The sequence below is a fragment of the Mesorhizobium sp. M4B.F.Ca.ET.143.01.1.1 genome, from assembly GCF_004792275.1.
GTDB lineage: Bacteria > Pseudomonadota > Alphaproteobacteria > Rhizobiales > Rhizobiaceae > Mesorhizobium > Mesorhizobium abyssinicae.
Genome location: NZ_SRSR01000006.1, coordinates 422413 through 439793, shown reverse-complemented (window position 1 = coordinate 439793; position 17381 = coordinate 422413). Strand labels below are relative to the sequence as shown.

The 17381-nt window shown below is 64.3% G+C and carries 14 protein-coding genes; 10 read left to right on the top strand and 4 right to left on the bottom strand.

Annotation, left to right across the window (positions count from 1 at the left end; all coding sequences use genetic code 11):
• Positions 1-284 precede the first annotated feature (284 nt).
• Complete coding sequence (locus EN786_RS18135) at positions 285-1106, bottom strand: pyruvate, water dikinase regulatory protein (RefSeq protein ID WP_127309279.1); 822 nt, start codon at positions 1104-1106, stop codon at positions 285-287.
• A gap of 402 nt (positions 1107-1508) precedes the next feature.
• On the opposite strand from EN786_RS18135, the gene hemE reads away from it, so the two are divergent.
• From hemE to rho, 3 genes are all read left to right on the top strand, one after another.
• The gene (hemE, locus tag EN786_RS18130) at positions 1509-2540 is read left to right on the top strand and encodes a uroporphyrinogen decarboxylase (protein WP_127309280.1); all 1032 of its coding nucleotides are present in this window, start codon (positions 1509-1511) and stop codon (positions 2538-2540) included.
• Complete coding sequence (hemJ, locus tag EN786_RS18125) at positions 2540-3070, top strand: protoporphyrinogen oxidase HemJ (protein WP_127309281.1); 531 nt, start codon at positions 2540-2542, stop codon at positions 3068-3070. Before hemE ends, hemJ begins: the two co-directional genes overlap by 1 nt.
• 168 nt (positions 3071-3238) lie before the next feature.
• On the top strand, positions 3239-4504 hold the full coding sequence (rho, locus tag EN786_RS18120; RefSeq protein WP_127284079.1) for a transcription termination factor Rho: 1266 nt from the start codon (positions 3239-3241) through the stop codon (positions 4502-4504).
• 329 nt (positions 4505-4833) lie between these two features.
• Here rho and EN786_RS18115 read toward each other — a convergent pair whose 3' ends face one another.
• Positions 4834-6852: a thioredoxin domain-containing protein gene (locus EN786_RS18115; RefSeq protein WP_127309282.1), complete on the bottom strand. Its 2019-nt coding sequence runs from the start codon at positions 6850-6852 to the stop codon at positions 4834-4836.
• 61 nt (positions 6853-6913) lie between these two features.
• Here EN786_RS18115 and mnmE point away from each other — a divergent pair, with 61 nt between their 5' ends.
• The 5 genes from mnmE (at position 6914) to EN786_RS18090 (ending at position 12674) form a co-directional block, all read left to right on the top strand.
• A complete protein-coding gene (gene mnmE / locus EN786_RS18110; protein WP_135908704.1) occupies positions 6914-8245 on the top strand; it encodes a tRNA uridine-5-carboxymethylaminomethyl(34) synthesis GTPase MnmE in 1332 nt (443 codons plus the stop codon).
• Positions 8246-8416: 171 nt separating this feature from the next.
• Positions 8417-10291, top strand: a complete 1875-nt coding sequence (gene mnmG, locus EN786_RS18105) for a tRNA uridine-5-carboxymethylaminomethyl(34) synthesis enzyme MnmG (protein WP_127284082.1) — start codon at positions 8417-8419, stop codon at positions 10289-10291.
• Positions 10288-10929 (top strand): 16S rRNA (guanine(527)-N(7))-methyltransferase RsmG, encoded by a 642-nt coding sequence (gene rsmG / locus EN786_RS18100; RefSeq protein WP_127310311.1) that lies wholly within the window; start codon positions 10288-10290, stop codon positions 10927-10929. The genes mnmG and rsmG overlap by 4 nt, the downstream gene beginning before the upstream one ends.
• Positions 10930-10946: 17 nt before the next feature.
• Positions 10947-11744 (top strand): ParA family protein, encoded by a 798-nt coding sequence (locus tag EN786_RS18095; protein WP_127284084.1) that lies wholly within the window; start codon positions 10947-10949, stop codon positions 11742-11744.
• Between the two features lie 45 nt (positions 11745-11789).
• Positions 11790-12674, top strand: a complete 885-nt coding sequence (locus EN786_RS18090) for a ParB/RepB/Spo0J family partition protein (RefSeq protein WP_127284085.1) — start codon at positions 11790-11792, stop codon at positions 12672-12674.
• 428 nt (positions 12675-13102) lie between these two features.
• Here the strand turns inward: EN786_RS18090 and EN786_RS18085 are convergent, their stop codons facing one another.
• A complete protein-coding gene (locus EN786_RS18085) occupies positions 13103-13312 on the bottom strand; it encodes a hypothetical protein (protein ID WP_127284086.1) in 210 nt (69 codons plus the stop codon).
• 208 nt (positions 13313-13520) lie between these two features.
• Positions 13521-14564: a DNA polymerase III subunit delta gene (holA, locus tag EN786_RS18080; protein ID WP_127310312.1), complete on the bottom strand. Its 1044-nt coding sequence runs from the start codon at positions 14562-14564 to the stop codon at positions 13521-13523.
• 552 nt (positions 14565-15116) lie between these two features.
• Here holA and EN786_RS18070 point away from each other — a divergent pair.
• Both EN786_RS18070 and EN786_RS18065 read left to right on the top strand, forming a co-directional pair.
• Positions 15117-16349 (top strand): 3-methyl-2-oxobutanoate dehydrogenase (2-methylpropanoyl-transferring) subunit alpha, encoded by a 1233-nt coding sequence (locus tag EN786_RS18070; protein WP_127284088.1) that lies wholly within the window; start codon positions 15117-15119, stop codon positions 16347-16349.
• A 2-nt stretch (positions 16350-16351) separates the two neighbouring features.
• Entirely contained in the window at positions 16352-17365 is a 1014-nt protein-coding gene (locus EN786_RS18065; protein WP_127284089.1) for an alpha-ketoacid dehydrogenase subunit beta, read from the top strand.
• The last annotated feature ends 16 nt before the right edge of the window (positions 17366-17381 follow it).

Genomic DNA, 17381 nt, shown 5'->3' with positions numbered 1-17381 from the left:
GTACTCGGACGCGGACAGGGAACGGTTGGTGTATGCAAAGCCTTGCTCTTGTAGAGTTGGCGCCGCCCCTCATTGTCCTGCCGGACATTTCTCCCCGTATAGAGACGGGGAGAAAGGGCCAGCTTCAGCGCAGGCGCTCTTTCCAGCAGCGCTGGCGATTGGCGAAACCATAGACACCAGCGCCCCTCTCCCCGTCCCTATACGGGGAGAGGATGCCGGCAGGCAGGTGAGGGGCGGCGCCGACCTCCGCCAAGGTGACTCGCAAAACTAGTTTCTTTGCTCCTCTATCTCGACTTCCCCCGCAGAGCAACGATCGCCGCCGCCGTTTCCTCGATCGAACGGCGGGAGACATCGATCATCGGCCAGCCATGCCTTGTGCAGATCTGGCGGGCGTAGGCGAGCTCCTCGCTGATCGCGGCGCGGTCGACATAGTCGGACGGCACATAGGTGCTGGTGTTGCCGAGGATGCGGTTCTGGCGAACATGCGAGATGCGCTCGGCGGTGGCGACCAGGCCGACGATCAATGGCGTCCGGGCGTTGACTAGGCTTTCCGGCACCGGCACGCCGAGCACGATCGGAATGTTGGCGGTCTTGATGCCGCGGTTGGCGAGATAGATGCTCGTCGGCGTCTTGGAGGTGCGCGAGATGCCGATCAGCACGATGTCGGCATCGTCCATGTTGGCGGGCAGCTGTCCGTCATCATGCTCCATGGTGAAGTTCAGCGCATCGATGCGGCGGAAATATTCGGCGTCGAGCACGTGCTGGGCGCCGACACGGCGGCCGGCCGGGGTGCCGAGATAGGACTGGAAGACGGCAAGCACCGGCTCGAGCACCGAGACGCAAGGCAGGCCCATCGCCGCGCAACGCTCATCGATGCCGCGGGCGAGCTTCTGGTCGACGACGGTGTAGAGGATGATGCCGGGTTCTTCCTCGATATCCTCGAACACCTTGGCCACCTGCTTTTCGGTGCGGATCAGCGGGTAGATGTGCTCGATGGCGCGCGCGTCTTTGTATTGCGCGGAGGCAGCGCGGCCGGCCGCCAGCAGCGTCTCGCCGGTGGCGTCGGAAATCAGGTGCAGGTGAAAGAAGCTCTGGGGTTTGTTCACAGGCGCGGGTTCCAGGCTGTGGGCAGTTGTGGACAAGATCGGACAAAGACGCGAAGGCGGCGAGAGCGACTGTATCAGATGGTGGGTTGTCCACAATTCGCCCTGCTGTAGGCTTTGTCGGGGCGCTGGGGACAAAACTGGGGATCAACTTTTCTTGGCCGATATCATCCACAGGCCGAAGTTTGGAAGCGAAAGGTCAAGCTGTTGACTCGGAAGGGGAATTCCGGTTCTTCCCCAGAACCCTCCAAATTGCGATCGGGACCGCGCGACAATATGCTGACTGGCCTTTTCGGGCGGCAGGCTGGACAGGTCGCAACCACCACAACCAACAGACTCTTAGAATCAGAAGACTCTTTTAAAATAGATATTTGATTTAAGAGGACCCTCGAGAGGCGACGCTGAATGCCTGGAAAACGGATCATGCTGGACGTTTTGAGGGGCGAGCCTGTCTTTCCCCCGCCCATCTGGATGATGCGCCAGGCCGGCCGCTATCTGCCGGAGTATAGAGAGACCCGGAAGCGCGCCGGCTCCTTCCTCGATCTCTGCTACGATCCGGACCTTGCGGTGGAGGTGACGCTGCAGCCGATCGCACGCTTCGGCTTCGACGCCTCGATCCTGTTCTCAGATATCCTTGTGGTGCCCAACGCGCTCGGCCGAGACGTTCGCTTCGAGGAGGGTCGCGGGCCGATGCTGACGCCGATCTCGGCGGCGGAGATTGCGGGCCTCACCGGCGATATGTTTCACGTGAATCTCGAACCGGTCTACGAGACCGTTCGCCGGCTGCGTGCCAAATTGCCTGATGAAACGACGCTGATCGGCTTCTGCGGCGCGCCTTGGACGGTGGCGACATATATGATCGCAGGCCAAGGCACGCCGGACCAGGCGCCGGCGCGGCTTTTCGCCTATCGCGAGCCGGAGGCCTTCGCACGGCTGTTGAAAGTGCTGGCCGATCATTCGGCCGCTTATCTTATCCGCCAGATCGAAGCGGGTGCCGATGTGGTGCAGATCTTCGATTCCTGGTCCGGTGTTTTGGACGAGCCTTCCTTCCAGGCTTTCTGCGTCGAGCCAGTGGCCGAGATCGCGAGGCAAGTGAAGGCGGTCCACCCGAATGTGCCGATCATCGGTTTTCCGAAAGGCGCCGGCGAGCGCTATCGCGACTATCGCTCCAAGACCGGCATCACCGGGCTTGGCCTCGACTGGACGGTGCCGCTCTCGATGGCGAAGGAATTGCAGCTTGGCGGCGCCGTGCAGGGCAACCTCGATCCGCTCCGGCTGGTGGCCGGCGGCAAGGCGCTGGCCGACGGCGTGGACGCGATCCTGAGGACGCTGGGCGGCGGGCCGCTGATCTTCAACCTCGGACACGGCATCACGCCGGAGACGCCGATCGCGCATGTCGAGGCGATGGTGAAACAGGTGCGGAGCGCGACGCGCTGATGGCTGACAATACCAACAGCACCGGCCAGGCGATGAAGCGGATGGTGATTGGCATCGCCGCTCTGGTCGTCGCGACCGCGCTGCTTTACTTCGTGGCGTCCGACGGCTTCTACCTGTGGGCCAAGGCCATCCATGTTATCGCCGTCATCTCGTGGATGGCTGGCACGCTCTATCTGCCTCGGCTCTTCGTCTATCATGCCGATGCCGAGAAGGGATCGGCGCAGTCGGAAACCTTCAAGGTGATGGAGCGCCGGCTGCTCAGAGCCATCATCAATCCGGCGATGATCGCGACCTGGGTCTTCGGGCTCTGGCTGGCATGGAAGGGCTTTGCTTTCCATGGCGGCTGGCTGCACGCCAAGATAGCGTTGGTCCTTGTATTGTCGGGGCTGCATGGCTATCTCGCCGGGGCGGTGCGGAAATTCGCCGAGGACAAGAATGAAAAGCCCGCGCGCCACTGGCGGATCGTCAATGAGATCCCCACATTGCTGCTGATCGTCATCGTCATCCTGGTCGTCGTGAAGCCGTTCTGAGGCTTCCCGCGACGGCGCAAAAGGCGGCTTGCTCTTTCAGACGAGCGACGATAAAAGACGGGTCTTCCTTCCCGTCATGCGCCGCCCCATTTTTTCGCTTTCGGCCGCGCCCGGCATTTGTCGCATCCAGCCGATTTTTCTCCCCAAAGCCTACCCAGAGTCCATCTAATGCAAGAAATGAAACTCACCGAGTTCAAGAACAAGAAGCCGCCAGAGCTGATCGCTTATGCCGAATCGCTCGAGGTGGAGAACGCCAGCGTCATGCGCAAGCAGGAGCTGATGTTCGCGATCCTGAAGAAACTCGCCGCCCAGGATATCGAGATCATCGGCGACGGCGTCGTAGAAGTGCTGCAGGACGGCTTCGGCTTCCTGCGCTCGGCCAATGCCAACTACCTGCCGGGTCCCGACGATATCTACATCTCACCCTCGCAGATCCGCCGCTTTTCGCTGAAGACCGGCGACACCGTCGAAGGACCGATCCGCAGCCCCAAAGAGGGCGAGCGCTATTTCGCGCTGCTAAAGGTCAACACCATCAATTTCGACGATCCCGAAAAGATCCGGCACAAGATCCACTTCGACAATCTGACGCCGCTCTATCCAACCAAGCGGCTGAAGATGGAGGTCGACAATTCGACCTCGAAGGACATCTCGCCGCGCGTCATCGACCTGGTGGCGCCGATCGGCAAGGGCCAGCGCGCACTGATCAACGCGCAGCCGCGCACCGGTAAGACGGTGCTGATGCAGAACATCGCCCATTCGATCACCGCCAACCATCCGGAATGCTATCTGATCGTGCTTCTGATCGACGAGCGGCCGGAAGAAGTGACCGACATGCAGCGCTCGGTGAAGGGCGAAGTGATCTCCTCGACCTTCGACGAGCCGGCCGCCCGCCACGTCCAGGTCGCCGAAATGGTGATTGAGAAGGCGAAGCGTTTGGTCGAGCATGGCCGCGACGTCGTCATCCTGCTCGATTCGATCACCCGCCTCGGCCGCGCCTACAACACCGTGGTGCCATCCTCCGGCAAGGTGCTGACCGGCGGTGTCGACGCCAACGCGCTGCAGCGCCCGAAGCGCTTCTTCGGCGCCGCCCGCAACATCGAGGAAGGCGGCTCGCTGACCATCATCGCCACCGCGCTGATCGATACCGGCAGCCGCATGGACGAAGTCATCTTCGAAGAGTTCAAAGGCACCGGCAACTGCGAAATCCAGCTCGACCGCAAGGTGGCCGACAAGCGCATCTACCCGGCCATGGACATCCTCAAGTCCGGCACCCGCAAGGAAGACCTGCTGGTGCCGCGCGCGGACCTGCAGAAGATCTTCGTGCTGCGCCGCATCCTGGCGCCGATGGGAACGACCGACGCGATCGAGTTCCTCATCGACAAGCTGAAGCAGACCAAGACCAACGCCGACTTCTTCGATTCGATGAATACGTGATTGGGCTATCCTCCCCCTTGTGGGGAGGGTCGGTCATAGCGGGGAACTCCCCTCGCCTTCGTCAGGAAATCTGTCTCGGTCGCTGGCAGCCAATCGCAGAGGTCAGCACCGCCTCTCATTGCCCTGCCGGGCATTTCTCCCCGTGAACGGGGAGAAAGAGGCTGGCCGCGATGCCGGCGCTTCTCTTGCAAGGTCGGTGGTTAGCGAAGCCGGTGTCGACAGCCCCTTCTCCCCGTTCGCGGGGAGAAGATGGCGGCAGCCAGATGAGGGGCAGCGCCAGCGCTTGAAACTGCGAGCCAGCTGAGAAACGCTTCGTAGGCCGCTTCCGACTACCCTCGCCGTAGCAACTTCTCCAACTCCTCCGGATCGGTAACCACCGGCAGGCAAACCTGCCCGGTGCACAGCCAGGCGCCCGGCTTTTCGGTGGGTGGCACCACCCCACCCGGCAAGGCCGGTCGATTCGCTTCCGTACCGACCGGCACGACAATATCCACCCGGCGCGGGTCGGGATTCCGATTCGCAACCGGAACGAGGCTTGACCTCTCTAGATTGTCGATCAGCACCAGCTTCAGGGGCTCGAGTGCCAGCGCGCAGGCATTGACGATGCCGGCCTGGCCATAGGCCTGCTGGGCGGCCCGGCCCATGGCGTGCTCGGCGGTCGTCCAGGCTTTTTCCTGAAGATCGAGATCGCCGGTGACCGACGCCAGCCGCACCAGCGCCTCGATGATCTGGGCGGTGGCGGACGGGATCGCTTCGTCGACGTCGCCGCGGATGCGGATCGGGACATCGGCGCTGTCGGACGCCGTCAGATAGTAGCCGGTCTTGTCGGCATCCTGGTGCCAATGGTCGAGCAGCGCGATGAAATGCCTGGCGCGATCGACATAGGTCGTCTCGCCGGTGGCCTCGAACAGTGAGATGGCGGCATTTGTCATGGCGGCATAGTCGCTCGACAGCGCCGGGAACAGTTTCCTGGCGCCGAGCATGGAATGCGGCAGGCGGCCGTCATGGCTCGCTTCGACGATGTGGGCGAAGGCCCGCGCCGCGGCCCCGATCCAGTCGGGCCGCTGCAGGGCACGGCCGGCTTCGGCAAGCGCGGTGATCATCAGGGCGTTCCAGTCGGTCAGCGCCTTGCCGTCGCGGCCGGGCCTGACGCGCCGTTCCCTGGCGGCCAGGAGCTTCTGCTTCAACGGCACCAGCAAGGCATGGTCGACGATGCTTTGCTTTTGCTGGTCGGCGGTTTGGCGGGTGATCGGCTTGCCTTCCCAGCCATGTGGGCTAGCGAGGTCGAAGTATTTGAAAAACATGGCGGTATCGTCGCCAAGCACGGCTTCGACCTCGTCGCGGTTCCAGGTGTAGAACAGCCCCTCCTCGCCGTCGCTGTCGGCATCGAGGCTGGCGGCGAAGCCGCCGCCGTCGACCAGCATCTCGCGTAGCAGCCAGGCGACCGTGTCTTCGATTCGTATCCGGAACAAATCATTGCCGGTGGCGGCAAAGGCCCAATTGCACATGCGCAGGAGCTGGGCGTTGTCGTAGAGCATCTTCTCGAAATGCGGCACCAGCCATTCGGCGTCGGTGGAATAGCGGCTCAATCCCCCGCCGACATGATCATAAATGCCGCCGGCCAGCATCTTCTCGAGGCTGAGCAGCACGGCATCGCGGTGCGAAGCGGCGCCGTCGCGCAGCCAGGACAGCCAGAGCGACTGCATGAACGGCGCGTTGGGGAATTTCGGCGCGCCGCGCAGGCCGCCGAGATCGCGGTCGATCATGCCGTCGATACGGCCGGCCAGATCGCCGAGCGTGTCGCGGTCGAGCACGGCCTTGCCATGGCTTCCCGCCAACCGCGCCTCGACATGGCTGGTCAGGCCGTCGGCGCTCTGGCCGAGGCTTTCCTGCTTCTCCCGCCATGCCTTGTCGACCGCCTCCATCACCTGGATGAAGCCTGGCCGGCCGTAGCGGGCCTCACGCGGAAAATAGGTGCCGCCCCAGAATGGCTTGCCGTCTGGCGTCAGGAACATGGTCAGCGGCCAGCCGCCCTGCTCGCCCATCGCATGCAGCGCCGCCATATAGATCTGGTCGATGTCGGGCCGCTCCTCGCGATCGACCTTGATATTGACGAACAGCCGGTTCATGACGGCGGCCACGGCGTCGTTCTCGAAGCTTTCATGCGCCATGACATGGCACCAGTGGCAAGCGGCGTAGCCGATCGAGAGCAGGATCGGGCGTCCGCGCTCCCTGGCTTCGGCGAGCGCAGCCGGCGACCAGCCGCGCCAATGCACCGGATTGTCGCTGTGCTGCTGGAGATAGGGGCTGGCTTCTTCGGCCAGCAGGTTTTGCGCGGGCAAGGTCACGACGGCATGCTCGGTTAACAGAGTTGCGCGGGAAGCTAGGGCGGTTCGGTAGAGCGGGCAAATGATTTTGAGCGATTCGATTGTTGCCTTGTCCAGCGGCCGCTTGCCGGCCGGCATCGCGGTCATCCGCATCTCCGGCCCCAGGACTCGATTCGTGGTCGAAACGATCGCCGGCGGCATGGTCAAGGAGCGCGCCGCCGCCTATCGCAAGCTCATCGCGACGGACGGATCGGTGATTGACCACGGCGTCGTTCTCTTCTTCCCCGGACCGGGCAGCTTCACCGGAGAGGACGTCGCCGAGTTCCAGGTGCATGGCGGCCGCGCCGTGGCGGCGAAGATGCTGGAGACCATCGCCGGCTTTGACGGTGTCAGGCATGCGGAGCCCGGCGAATTCACGCGCCGCGCCTTTCTCAACGGCAGGCTCGATCTGGTCGAGACCGAAGCGCTGGCCGATCTCGTCAATGCCGAGACCGAGGCGCAGCGGCGCTTTGCGGTGCGCAATGCCGAGGGGGCGCAGAGCGAGCTATACGCCGAATGGCGGCGGCGGCTGATCCATGCGCGGGCGATGATCGAGGCGGAGATCGACTTTGCCGACGAGGATGACGTGCCGGGATCCGTTTCGGACGCGGTCTGGTCGGATGTGCGGGCAATGATCGGCGAGATCGATCGCCACATCGACGGGTTCCGGGCCGCCGAGATCATCCGCGACGGGTTCGAGGTTGTCATCCTTGGCGCGCCGAATGCGGGCAAGTCCAGCCTTTTCAATGCGTTGGCCAAGCGGGAGGCAGCGATCGTGACCGACGAGCCGGGCACGACGCGCGATCTGCTCGAAGTGGTGCTGGACCTCGAAGGGATGCGAGTCCGCGTCACCGATACGGCCGGCCTGCGCGCGGCGCCCGGCAAGGTGGAGGCGATCGGCATCGAGAAGGCGCGCGCCAAGGCGGGCGGCGCGGACCTTCTGCTGCTGCTGGAGGATATGGCGTCGCCCGTCGATCCTGGCGCGGTGCCGTCCGATGCGCCGCTGCTGAGGATCGGGACAAAGGCGGACCTGGCTGTGGGTGAACTGCTTGTTGATCGCGCGAAACTCTATGACGCGGTGATCTCGATCAGGACTGGCACCGGGCTGTCCGATCTGCTGGCGGAGGTCGGCCGTCGCGCCGCAGCTTCTGTTGGCGATATCGGCGACGTGCTGCCGTCGCGCTTGCGCCATGTCGAATTGCTCAAAGATGCAAATGATCACCTGCGAACGGCGCTGGCCGGGCACGAGCGAAGCCAGGAGTTGCGCGCCGAAGAGCTACGCCTGGCCTCGGACAGGCTCGGACGAATCACCGGCGCGGTCGATGTGGAAGACATGCTCGACGTCATCTTTTCGCAGTTCTGCATCGGTAAATGACTCACGTGAAACATTGTCGGGCTGGCTTTGGCGCAGATGATTCACGTGAAACACAAGGTCTAGCGGAGCAGTCGCATTGTTTCACGTGAAACGAGTCGGTGTTGCATCCTTGACAGCGAAGCCTCGCGGGAACATCTCTCCGGGCAGCTTCAGACTTTGGACTCGAAAAAGATGAACGATCGCTATGATGTGGTTGTGGTGGGCGGCGGCCATGCCGGATGCGAGGCGGCCAGCGCCGCCGCACGCGCAGGCGCGAAGACGGCGCTGGTGACGCTGCGTTTCGACACAATCGGCGTCATGTCCTGCAATCCGGCGATCGGCGGCCTTGGCAAGGGCCACCTGGTGCGCGAGATCGACGCCATGGACGGGCTGATGGGCCGCATCGCCGATGCGGCAGGCATCCAGTTCCGCTTGCTCAACCGCCGCAAGGGTCCGGCCGTGCGCGGCCCGCGCACGCAGGCCGATCGCAAGCTCTATCGGTTGGCCATGCAGGAAGCGATTCGGCAGCAGAACAATCTCGAGGTGATCGAGGGCGAAGTTCTCGACTTTGAGATCGCGGAAGGACGGATCGCGGCCGTTCAGATCTCGGGCGATCGTCTCCTGGCTTGCGGCGCGGTGGTGCTGACCACCGGCACCTTCCTGCGCGGATTGATCCATATCGGCGAGAAGAAGATCGTCGCCGGTCGCATGAACGAGCAGGCGAGCCTTGGCCTGTCGGCAACGATGAGCCGCGCGGGATTTACGCTTGGGCGCCTCAAGACCGGGACGCCCCCTCGCCTTGATGGCCGCACCATCGACTGGGCGTCGCTGGAAAGCCAGGTGGCGGACGAGGAACCGGTGCCGTTCTCGCTGCTGACCGACGCGATCCAGAACCCGCAGATCCATTGCGGCATCACCCGCACGACGCCGGCCACGCATGAGCTGATCCGCGCCAATCTCGGCCGCTCGGCGATGTATTCCGGCTCGATCGAAGGCGTCGGGCCGCGCTACTGCCCGTCGATCGAGGACAAGATCGTCAAGTTCGGCGACCGTGAAGGCCACCAGATCTTCCTGGAGCCCGAAGGTCTCGATGACGACACCGTCTACCCGAACGGCATCTCGACCTCGCTGCCGGAGGATGTGCAGCTCGACATATTGAAGTCGATCCCGGGGCTGGCGCGGGCAACCATGCTGCAGCCCGGCTATGCCATCGAATACGACCATGTCGATCCGCGCGAGTTGTTGCCGACGCTGGAGACGAAGCGGATCGGCGGCCTGTTCCTCGCCGGACAGATCAACGGCACGACCGGCTATGAGGAGGCCGGCGCGCAAGGTCTGCTCGCCGGCCTGAACGCCGCGCGCAAAGCATCCGGCAACGAGCAGATCGTGCTCAGCCGCACCGAAGCCTATATCGGCGTGATGGTCGACGACCTCACCAGTCGCGGCATTGCCGAGCCCTATCGCATGTTCACCTCGCGCGCCGAGTTCCGCCTGTCGCTGAGAGCCGACAATGCCGATGAGCGGCTGACCCCGATGGCGGACCGACTGGGGATCGCGTCAATGGAACGGATGCGGCGCTTCAACGGGATGAACGAGGATCTTGCCAAGGCGCGGGAACTGGCATCGAGCGTGCTGTTCACGCCCAACGAGGCGGCGCGGCATGGGCTGGAGATCAACAGGGATGGCGTGCGCCGTTCCGCCTATGAGCTGCTCGCCTACCCCGGTGTCGATGTTGCCTGGCTGGCGCGCATCGAGCCGCGCTTCGGCTCAATCGATGCGAAGACGGCCGAGCGACTCGAAACGGAAGCGAAATATTCGGTCTATCTGGACCGCCAGCAGGCTGATGTCGCGCAGATCAGGCATGAGGAAAGCCGATTGATCCCCGCATCGCTCGATTTCGCCGACGTCCCCGGCCTGTCCAATGAGCTGAAGCAGAAGATGAAGACGCGGCAGCCGCGCTCCATCGCCGATGCACAGCGCATGGAGGGCATGACGCCGGCGGCGCTGGCGATCATCGTCGCCCATGTCCGCAACGCCGAAGCCGCCGCGCAGAGGCATGTCGCGTGAGTGCTGCGTCATGGGAGAGCCTGCAGGAAGCGGCGGGCCCGGTTTCACGTGAAACATTCGAGCGTCTGGTTGCCTTCGAACAGCTGTTCCTGAAATGGAACCGCAGCATCAACCTCGCCGCGCCGTCGACCTTGGACGATGTCTGGCGCAGGCACATACTGGATAGCGCGCAGCTCGCCCGAATCGAACCCGAGGCCAGACGCTGGGTCGACCTCGGTTCGGGCGGCGGCTTTCCCGGACTGGTGCTGGGCTTCCTGATAGCCGAGCGCGACGGCGCGTCGATCGACCTGGTCGAAAGCAACCGCAAGAAGGCGTCGTTCCTGCAGGCGGTCGTCGGCCAGTTCGGGCTGCCGGCGCGAGTCGTCGCACGGCGCATCGACGACAGCTATCCGCTTGTTGCGGCACCGGAAATCGTCACGGCGCGAGCGCTTGCGGCTTTGCCGGCGCTGCTCGACCTGGCGGCGCCGTGGCTGACCAAAGGGGCGCGCGCGCTTTTCCACAAAGGCCGGGATTACCGGGCCGAGGTGGAAGAAAGCACTCACCGCTGGGCATTCGATCTGGTAGAACATCCAAGCATGACCGACCCTCATGGCGTCATCCTCGAAGTCACCCATCTGCGCCCGGCGACCCCGCAATGAATCACTGGCATAGACCCATGAAAACTGGACCTCGAATCATCACCGTAGCTAACCAGAAGGGCGGCGTCGGCAAGACGACGACCGCCATCAATCTGGCGACGGCGCTGGCGGCGATCGGCGAACAGGTGCTGATCGTCGACCTCGATCCGCAAGGCAATGCCAGCACCGGGCTCGGCATCGACCGCAAGGACCGCACCGTCTCCTCCTACGACGTGCTGATCGGCGAGCTCGAACTCGAAGCGGCGGCGGTGCCGACGGCGGTGCCGGGCCTCTCGATCGTGCCATCGACGCTCGATTTGCTCGGCATCGAGATGGAGATCGCCTCGGCGCCGGACCGGGTGCTGCGGCTGCGCAACGCGTTGCGCGCGGCGGCCGAGCGTTCGGCGCCTTTCGGCTATGTGCTGATCGACTGCCCGCCGTCGCTCAACCTTTTGACCTTGAATTCAATGGCGGCAGCCGATTCCGTTCTGGTGCCGCTGCAGTGCGAGTTCTTCGCGCTCGAAGGTCTCAGCCAGCTGCTCGAGACGGTCGAGCAGGTGCGCCGCACGATCAACCCGGATCTCACCATCCAGGGTATCGTGCTTACCATGTACGACGGCCGCAACAACCTGGCCAACCAGGTGGTGCAGGACGTGCGCACGCATATGGGCGACAAAGTCTACGAGACGATCATCCCGCGCAATGTCCGCGTTTCCGAAGCGCCCTCCTACGGCAAGCCGGCGATCCTCTACGACCTCAAATGCTCGGGCAGCCAGGCCTATCTGCAGCTCGCTTCCGAAGTGATCCGCCGCGAGCGCAAATTGCGCGCCGCCTGATGCCGGCCAAACGCCGATTCGATACCGAAACGATCTGGACAGATTATGAGTGAAGACCTTTCGAGAAAAAGACTTGGCCGCGGCCTGGCGGCGCTGATCGGCGAGATCGACCGCCCGGCGATCCCGGAAAAGCAGAGCCCGGCGGCCGACGGCAAGGTGCCGATCGAATTCGTGAGCCCCAATCCGAAGAACCCGCGCCGGCATTTCGGCGATGCCGAGCTGACCGATCTGGCACAGTCGATCCGCGAGCACGGCGTCGTGCAGCCGGTGGTGGCGCGGCCGTCGCCGACGCAGCCCGGCCGTTACGAGATCATCGCCGGCGAGCGGCGCTGGCGGGCGGCGCAGCGCGCCGGCCTGACCGAGCTGCCGATCATCCTGCGCGAGGTCAACGACCGCACGGCGCTGGAGCTGGCGATCATCGAGAACGTGCAGCGCGCCGACCTCAACCCGGTCGAGGAGGCGCAAGGCTATCAGCAATTGATCGACGAGCACGGCTACACCCAGGCCGACCTCGGCCAGGTGATCGGCAAGAGCCGAAGCCATGTCGCCAACACACTGCGGCTCCTGAAGCTGCCCAATGTCATCCACGACATGCTGGTCGACGGCGCGCTGTCGGCGGGGCACGCCCGCACGCTGGTGACGGCCGAGGACCCGGCGGGCCTCGCCAAGCGCATCGTCGAGGAGGGACTTTCGGTGCGCCAGGCCGAAGCACTGGCGCAGATGCCGGCCGGCCCGACGCCGGCCAAGGCGAAAAAAGCCGAGCCGGTGGAAAAGGACCCCGACACGCTGGCGCTGGAAAAGCTGCTCACCGACACGATCGGCATGATCGTCTCGATCGAGCACAAGGATCGCGGCGGCACAATTCGCGTCAACTACCGGACGCTGGACCAGCTCGACGAGCTCTGCCGGCGGCTGAAGGACGAACGGTAAGGTGTCGAGATTTCAGGACATTTAGCCGGCTAATAAAGTTTCGGCTTAAGATGAAAAGCGAGGAAGGGCTGGCATCCGCCGGCCCTTCGTTTTGTGACCCATCCGCCCTCCGCCGGCTCTTTCCTCTCCCTCCGGAGGGGAGAGGTGGCATTGCGAAGCGGCGACGGAGTGGGGGAAGGCGGTTCTTAAATACGTCGCCGCCGACAATTCACCAATCAGGGCCAGGCATCACCCCGCCAGACAACGACGCCGGCGCTGGTCGACCCCCACTCCGTCGAGCTTCGCTCGACACCTCTCCCCCGATCGACGGGGGAGAGGAAAGGCGCCCTTCATTTCGCCCGCCCGGCTTTCCGTCCGGAATTGCTCCAAAACAATGAGATAGGGCGGTTCAGCGTTGCTGAAACGATGGAACGCGCCAGTCCCGGTCGCTAGGCCTCGTCCGCATCTTCGTTTGTCCGGTTGCTGTGCATCAGCTTCGACCGGACAAGCAGTACGGAAATGACGATCGCCACGATTGGACTTGCCATGAACGCGATGTCGTCCAACGCGCGGCCGAAGGACAGGCGAGCGGTGACCTGCCAGAGGACAACCGTCAAGAACACGCTGAAAAAGAACCCGATAACAACTTTCTTGGTCATTTCACCCCCCCGAATCGCCCCTGAAACAACTGGCGCCAGCCAACCAATCACAATTTGAGGTTGAAGTCTGTAGTGCGGTTCAGCGCTTCATGGAATCCGGGTCTGCCCGAAGTGTTTGTTATTGCGCAATTCCGTACGGAAAACCGCCCGCCACTTTTCCTGGAATTGCTCTCATAGGCGACCGGGACTGCATTCAGGCGAAGACAACTCAGCCCCTCTGCGCCAACCGCGCGCTTTCGACCGCAATGCCGAGCAGCGCCTGGCGCGCCAGGGCTTCCGACAGGTCCGGCCGCTTGCGGGTCTGCAGCACCGCTGTCTGCAGCCGGTTGAGCGCCCGGCCGAGCGCCTCGACGTTCCAGCGCTCCAGCGTCTTTTCCACCAGCTTGCGCCGCGAGAAGAAGACCGGCGGGCGCGCGGCCGCGACGACGGAGGCGGCGTTGCGGCCGCCCTCCATCTGGCCGCGCATCGCCTGGATCGCCTGCAATTGGCGCATCGCCGCCGACAGCACCAGGAATGGGTGGCCGCCGCCCTGGCAGTGGCGGGTGAAAGCGGTGTCGAAATCGGCGATCTTGCCGTCCAGCAGCGCGTCGACGGCATCGTCGAAGGACGCGCCCGACACGTCGCCGGAGGTCGCCCGGACATCGTCCAGGCCGATCTCCTTCTGGCCGTGGGCGTAGAGCACCAGCTTCTCGATCTCGCCGCGCGACGCCAGCCGGTCGCCGCCGAGATTGCGGCGCAGCGCCTGGCGCGCCTCCAGCGTCATCGACATGCCGGCCTTGCGCAGTTCGTCGTCGATGACGGTGTCGATGTCCCTCGCCTCGTCGGCATAGCAGGGCAGGGCGATGGCGTTGCCGGCGGCCTCGACGATGGCGCGCAGGCCGGTGCCCTTCTTCAGGTCGCCGGCCTCGATGAGGATGATGGCGTCCCGCACCGGCTCCGATGTCAGCGCCTTGACGTCGTCGGCCAGCGCTTTCTGGCCGCTGGCGTTGCGAACCCACAAGAGCCGCCGGTCGGAGAACATCGGCACGGTGCGCGCCTCGTCGAGCAGGCGGCCCTGGTCGCGGTCGACTTCCGCGCCGTCCAGCCTGACGACCGAGAACGGATCGTCGAGCGGCAGGCCGGTCTTGCCGGCAAAAGCCTTGGCGCGCTCGGCGACGAGCCCGCGGTCCGGGCCGTAAAGCAGGACGATGGACATGGCCGCGTCAGGCCGCGCCAGCCACGAATCGACCTCGTATCCCTTCTTCTGTGCCATGCGGGGTGAGTTAGCATGAGGCGGGGCGGGTGAACCAGAGTTTCGGCAACTTGCAGAGGCCTATCTGGCTCGCGCGGCGATTGTTTCGATGTCGGATGATTCATAGCTGACCGCCGGCGCCGCCCCTCATCCGCCTGCCGGCACCTTCTCCCCGTATAGTGACGGGAGAAGGTGGCTGGCCGCGACGTTGGCGCCCTTCTTGCGACGTTGATGATTGGCGAAACGGGGACACAGCGCCCCTCTCCCCGTCACTATACGGGGAGAATGCCGGCAGGCAGGGTGAGGGGCAGCACTGGCCTCGACAGTTACCCGAACGCCTACGTTGTCCGGGCATTTCAGGCTCTTGCGCCAGACCGGTCACAGCCATTCGCCAAATTGCGCGGCGGGCGAAAACATCGACAAGAAATTTCGCCGTCATATCTGCATCTTGTCGCCAGCGCGCCGTATCGGCCTTGATCAGCCGAGAAGCCGAGGGACGGCCCGTCATCTGGCCGATGAATTAGTGGCGCGGATGTGCAACTATCGCACCGGCAACATTGGAGGACGTAGGTTATGGCCGATGCTGGAATGTTGCGGTTCCATGTTCCCGAGCCCGAGGTGCGGCCGGGTGGCACGCCTGATTTCTCCAATGTGACCATTCCCAAGGCCGGATCGGCGCCGCGCCCCGAGATCGATGTCGATCCGCGCACCATCCGCGACATGGCGTTCTCGATCATCCGCGTGCTCAACCGCGATGGTGAAGCGGTCGGGCCGTGGGCCGGGCTGCTTTCCGACCAGGAATTGCTCGAAGGCCTGCGCCACATGATGACGCTGCGCAGCTTCGACCAGCGCATGCAGATGGCGCAGCGCCAGGGCAAGACCTCCTTCTACATGCAGCATCTCGGCGAGGAAGCAGTGAGCTGCGCCTTCCGCAAGGCGCTGGCCAAGGGCGACATGAACTTCCCGACCTATCGGCAGGCCGGCCTGCTCATCGCCGACGGCTATCCGATGGTCACGATGATGAACCAGATCTATTCCAACGAGGCCGATCCGCTGAAGGGCCGGCAGCTGCCGATCATGTATTCGTCGAAGGAGCACGGCTTCTTCTCGATCTCCGGCAATCTGGCCACGCAGTACATCCAGGCGGTGGGCTGGGCGATGGCTTCGGCGATCTCCAACGATTCGCGCATCGCCGCCGCCTGGATCGGCGACGGCTCGACGGCGGAGTCCGATTTTCATGCAGCACTCGTGTTCGCCTCGACCTACAAGGCGCCGGTGGTGCTCAATGTCGTCAACAATCAGTGGGCAATCTCGACCTTCCAGGGCATTGCGCGTGGTGGCTCCGGCACTTTCGCGGCACGCGGCCTCGGTTTCGGCATCCCTTCGCTGCGCGTCGACGGCAACGACTATCTCGCCGTCCATGCGGTGGCGAAATGGGCGATCGAGCGGGCGCGCCGTAATCTCGGGCCGACGCTGGTCGAATATGTCACCTACCGCGTCGGCGCGCATTCGAGCTCGGACGACCCGTCCGCCTACCGGCCGAAGGCGGAGTCCGATGCCTGGCCGCTCGGCGACCCGATCGTGCGGCTGAAGAACCATCTCATCCTGCGCGGCGTCTGGTCGGACGAGCGCCATGCCCAGGCGGAAGCCGAAATCCTCGAGACGGTGATCGCGGCGCAGAAGGAGGCCGAGAGCCACGGCACGCTGCATGCCGGTGGCAAGCCGTCGACGCGCGACATGTTCGAGGGCGTCTATGCCGAGATGCCGCCGCATCTCAGGCGACAGCGCCAGCAGGCGGGGGTCTGACCATGCCGAGACGGACCATGATCGAGGCCATCCGCGACGCCATGGACGTGTCGATGGGGCGCGACGAGCGCGTCGTCGTGTTCGGCGAGGATGTCGGCTTCTTCGGCGGCGTCTTCCGCTGCACGCAAGGCCTGCAGGCCAAATACGGCAAGAGCCGTTGCTTCGATGCGCCGATCAGCGAAGCCGGCATCGTCGGCGCCGCCATCGGCATGGCCGCCTATGGGCTGAAGCCCTGCGTCGAGGTGCAGTTTGCCGACTATGTCTATCCGGCCTACGACCAGATCGTCTCGGAGGCGGCGCGGCTGCGCTATCGCTCCAACGGCGATTTCACCTGCCCGATCGTGGTCCGCATGCCAACCGGCGGCGGCATCTTCGGCGGCCAGACGCACAGCCAGAGCCCGGAGGCGCTGTTCACCCACGTCTCCGGCCTGAAGGTGATCGTGCCGTCCAACCCTGCCGACGCCAAGGGGCTGCTGATCGCGGCGATCGAGGATCCCGATCCGGTGATCTTCCTCGAGCCGAAGCGGCTCTACAACGGTCCGTTCGACGGCCATCACGACCGCCCGGTGACGCCGTGGTCGAAACATGATCTTGGCGAGGTCGCCGACGGCCACTACACCGTCCCGCTCGGCAAGGCGGCGATCCGCAGGCAGGGCGCCGCGGTCACGGTGCTCGCCTATGGCACGATGGTCTATGTCGCCGAGGCGGCGGCCGCGGAGACCGGCATAGACGCCGAGATCATCGATCTGAGGACCTTGCTGCCGCTCGATCTCGAGACGATCGTCACCTCGGTGACGAAGACCGGACGCTGCGTGGTGGTGCACGAGGCGACGCTGACCTCCGGTTTCGGCGCCGAGCTCTCGGCGCTGGTGCAGGAACACTGCTTCTACCATCTGGAAGCACCGGTCGTGCGCGTCGCCGGCTGGGACACGCCCTATCCGCACGCGCAGGAGTGGGACTACTTTCCCGGCCCGGCCCGGGTCGGCCGCGCGCTCGTCGAAACGCTGGAAGCTTGAAGAGGGGAGGCCTGAC

Coding starts and splice junctions, on each gene's coding strand:
- hemE (WP_127309280.1), top strand. CDS start 1,509: ATGCCTGGAAAACGGATCATGCTGGACGTTTTGAGGGGCGAGCCTGTC.
- hemJ (WP_127309281.1), top strand. CDS start 2,540: ATGGCTGACAATACCAACAGCACCGGCCAGGCGATGAAGCGGATGGTG.
- rho (WP_127284079.1), top strand. CDS start 3,239: ATGCAAGAAATGAAACTCACCGAGTTCAAGAACAAGAAGCCGCCAGAG.
- mnmE (WP_135908704.1), top strand. CDS start 6,914: ATGATTTTGAGCGATTCGATTGTTGCCTTGTCCAGCGGCCGCTTGCCG.
- mnmG (WP_127284082.1), top strand. CDS start 8,417: ATGAACGATCGCTATGATGTGGTTGTGGTGGGCGGCGGCCATGCCGGA.
- EN786_RS18095 (WP_127284084.1), top strand. CDS start 10,947: ATGAAAACTGGACCTCGAATCATCACCGTAGCTAACCAGAAGGGCGGC.
- EN786_RS18090 (WP_127284085.1), top strand. CDS start 11,790: ATGAGTGAAGACCTTTCGAGAAAAAGACTTGGCCGCGGCCTGGCGGCG.
- EN786_RS18085 (WP_127284086.1), bottom strand. CDS start 13,312: ATGACCAAGAAAGTTGTTATCGGGTTCTTTTTCAGCGTGTTCTTGACG.
- holA (WP_127310312.1), bottom strand. CDS start 14,564: ATGGCACAGAAGAAGGGATACGAGGTCGATTCGTGGCTGGCGCGGCCT.
- EN786_RS18070 (WP_127284088.1), top strand. CDS start 15,117: ATGGCCGATGCTGGAATGTTGCGGTTCCATGTTCCCGAGCCCGAGGTG.
- EN786_RS18065 (WP_127284089.1), top strand. CDS start 16,352: ATGCCGAGACGGACCATGATCGAGGCCATCCGCGACGCCATGGACGTG.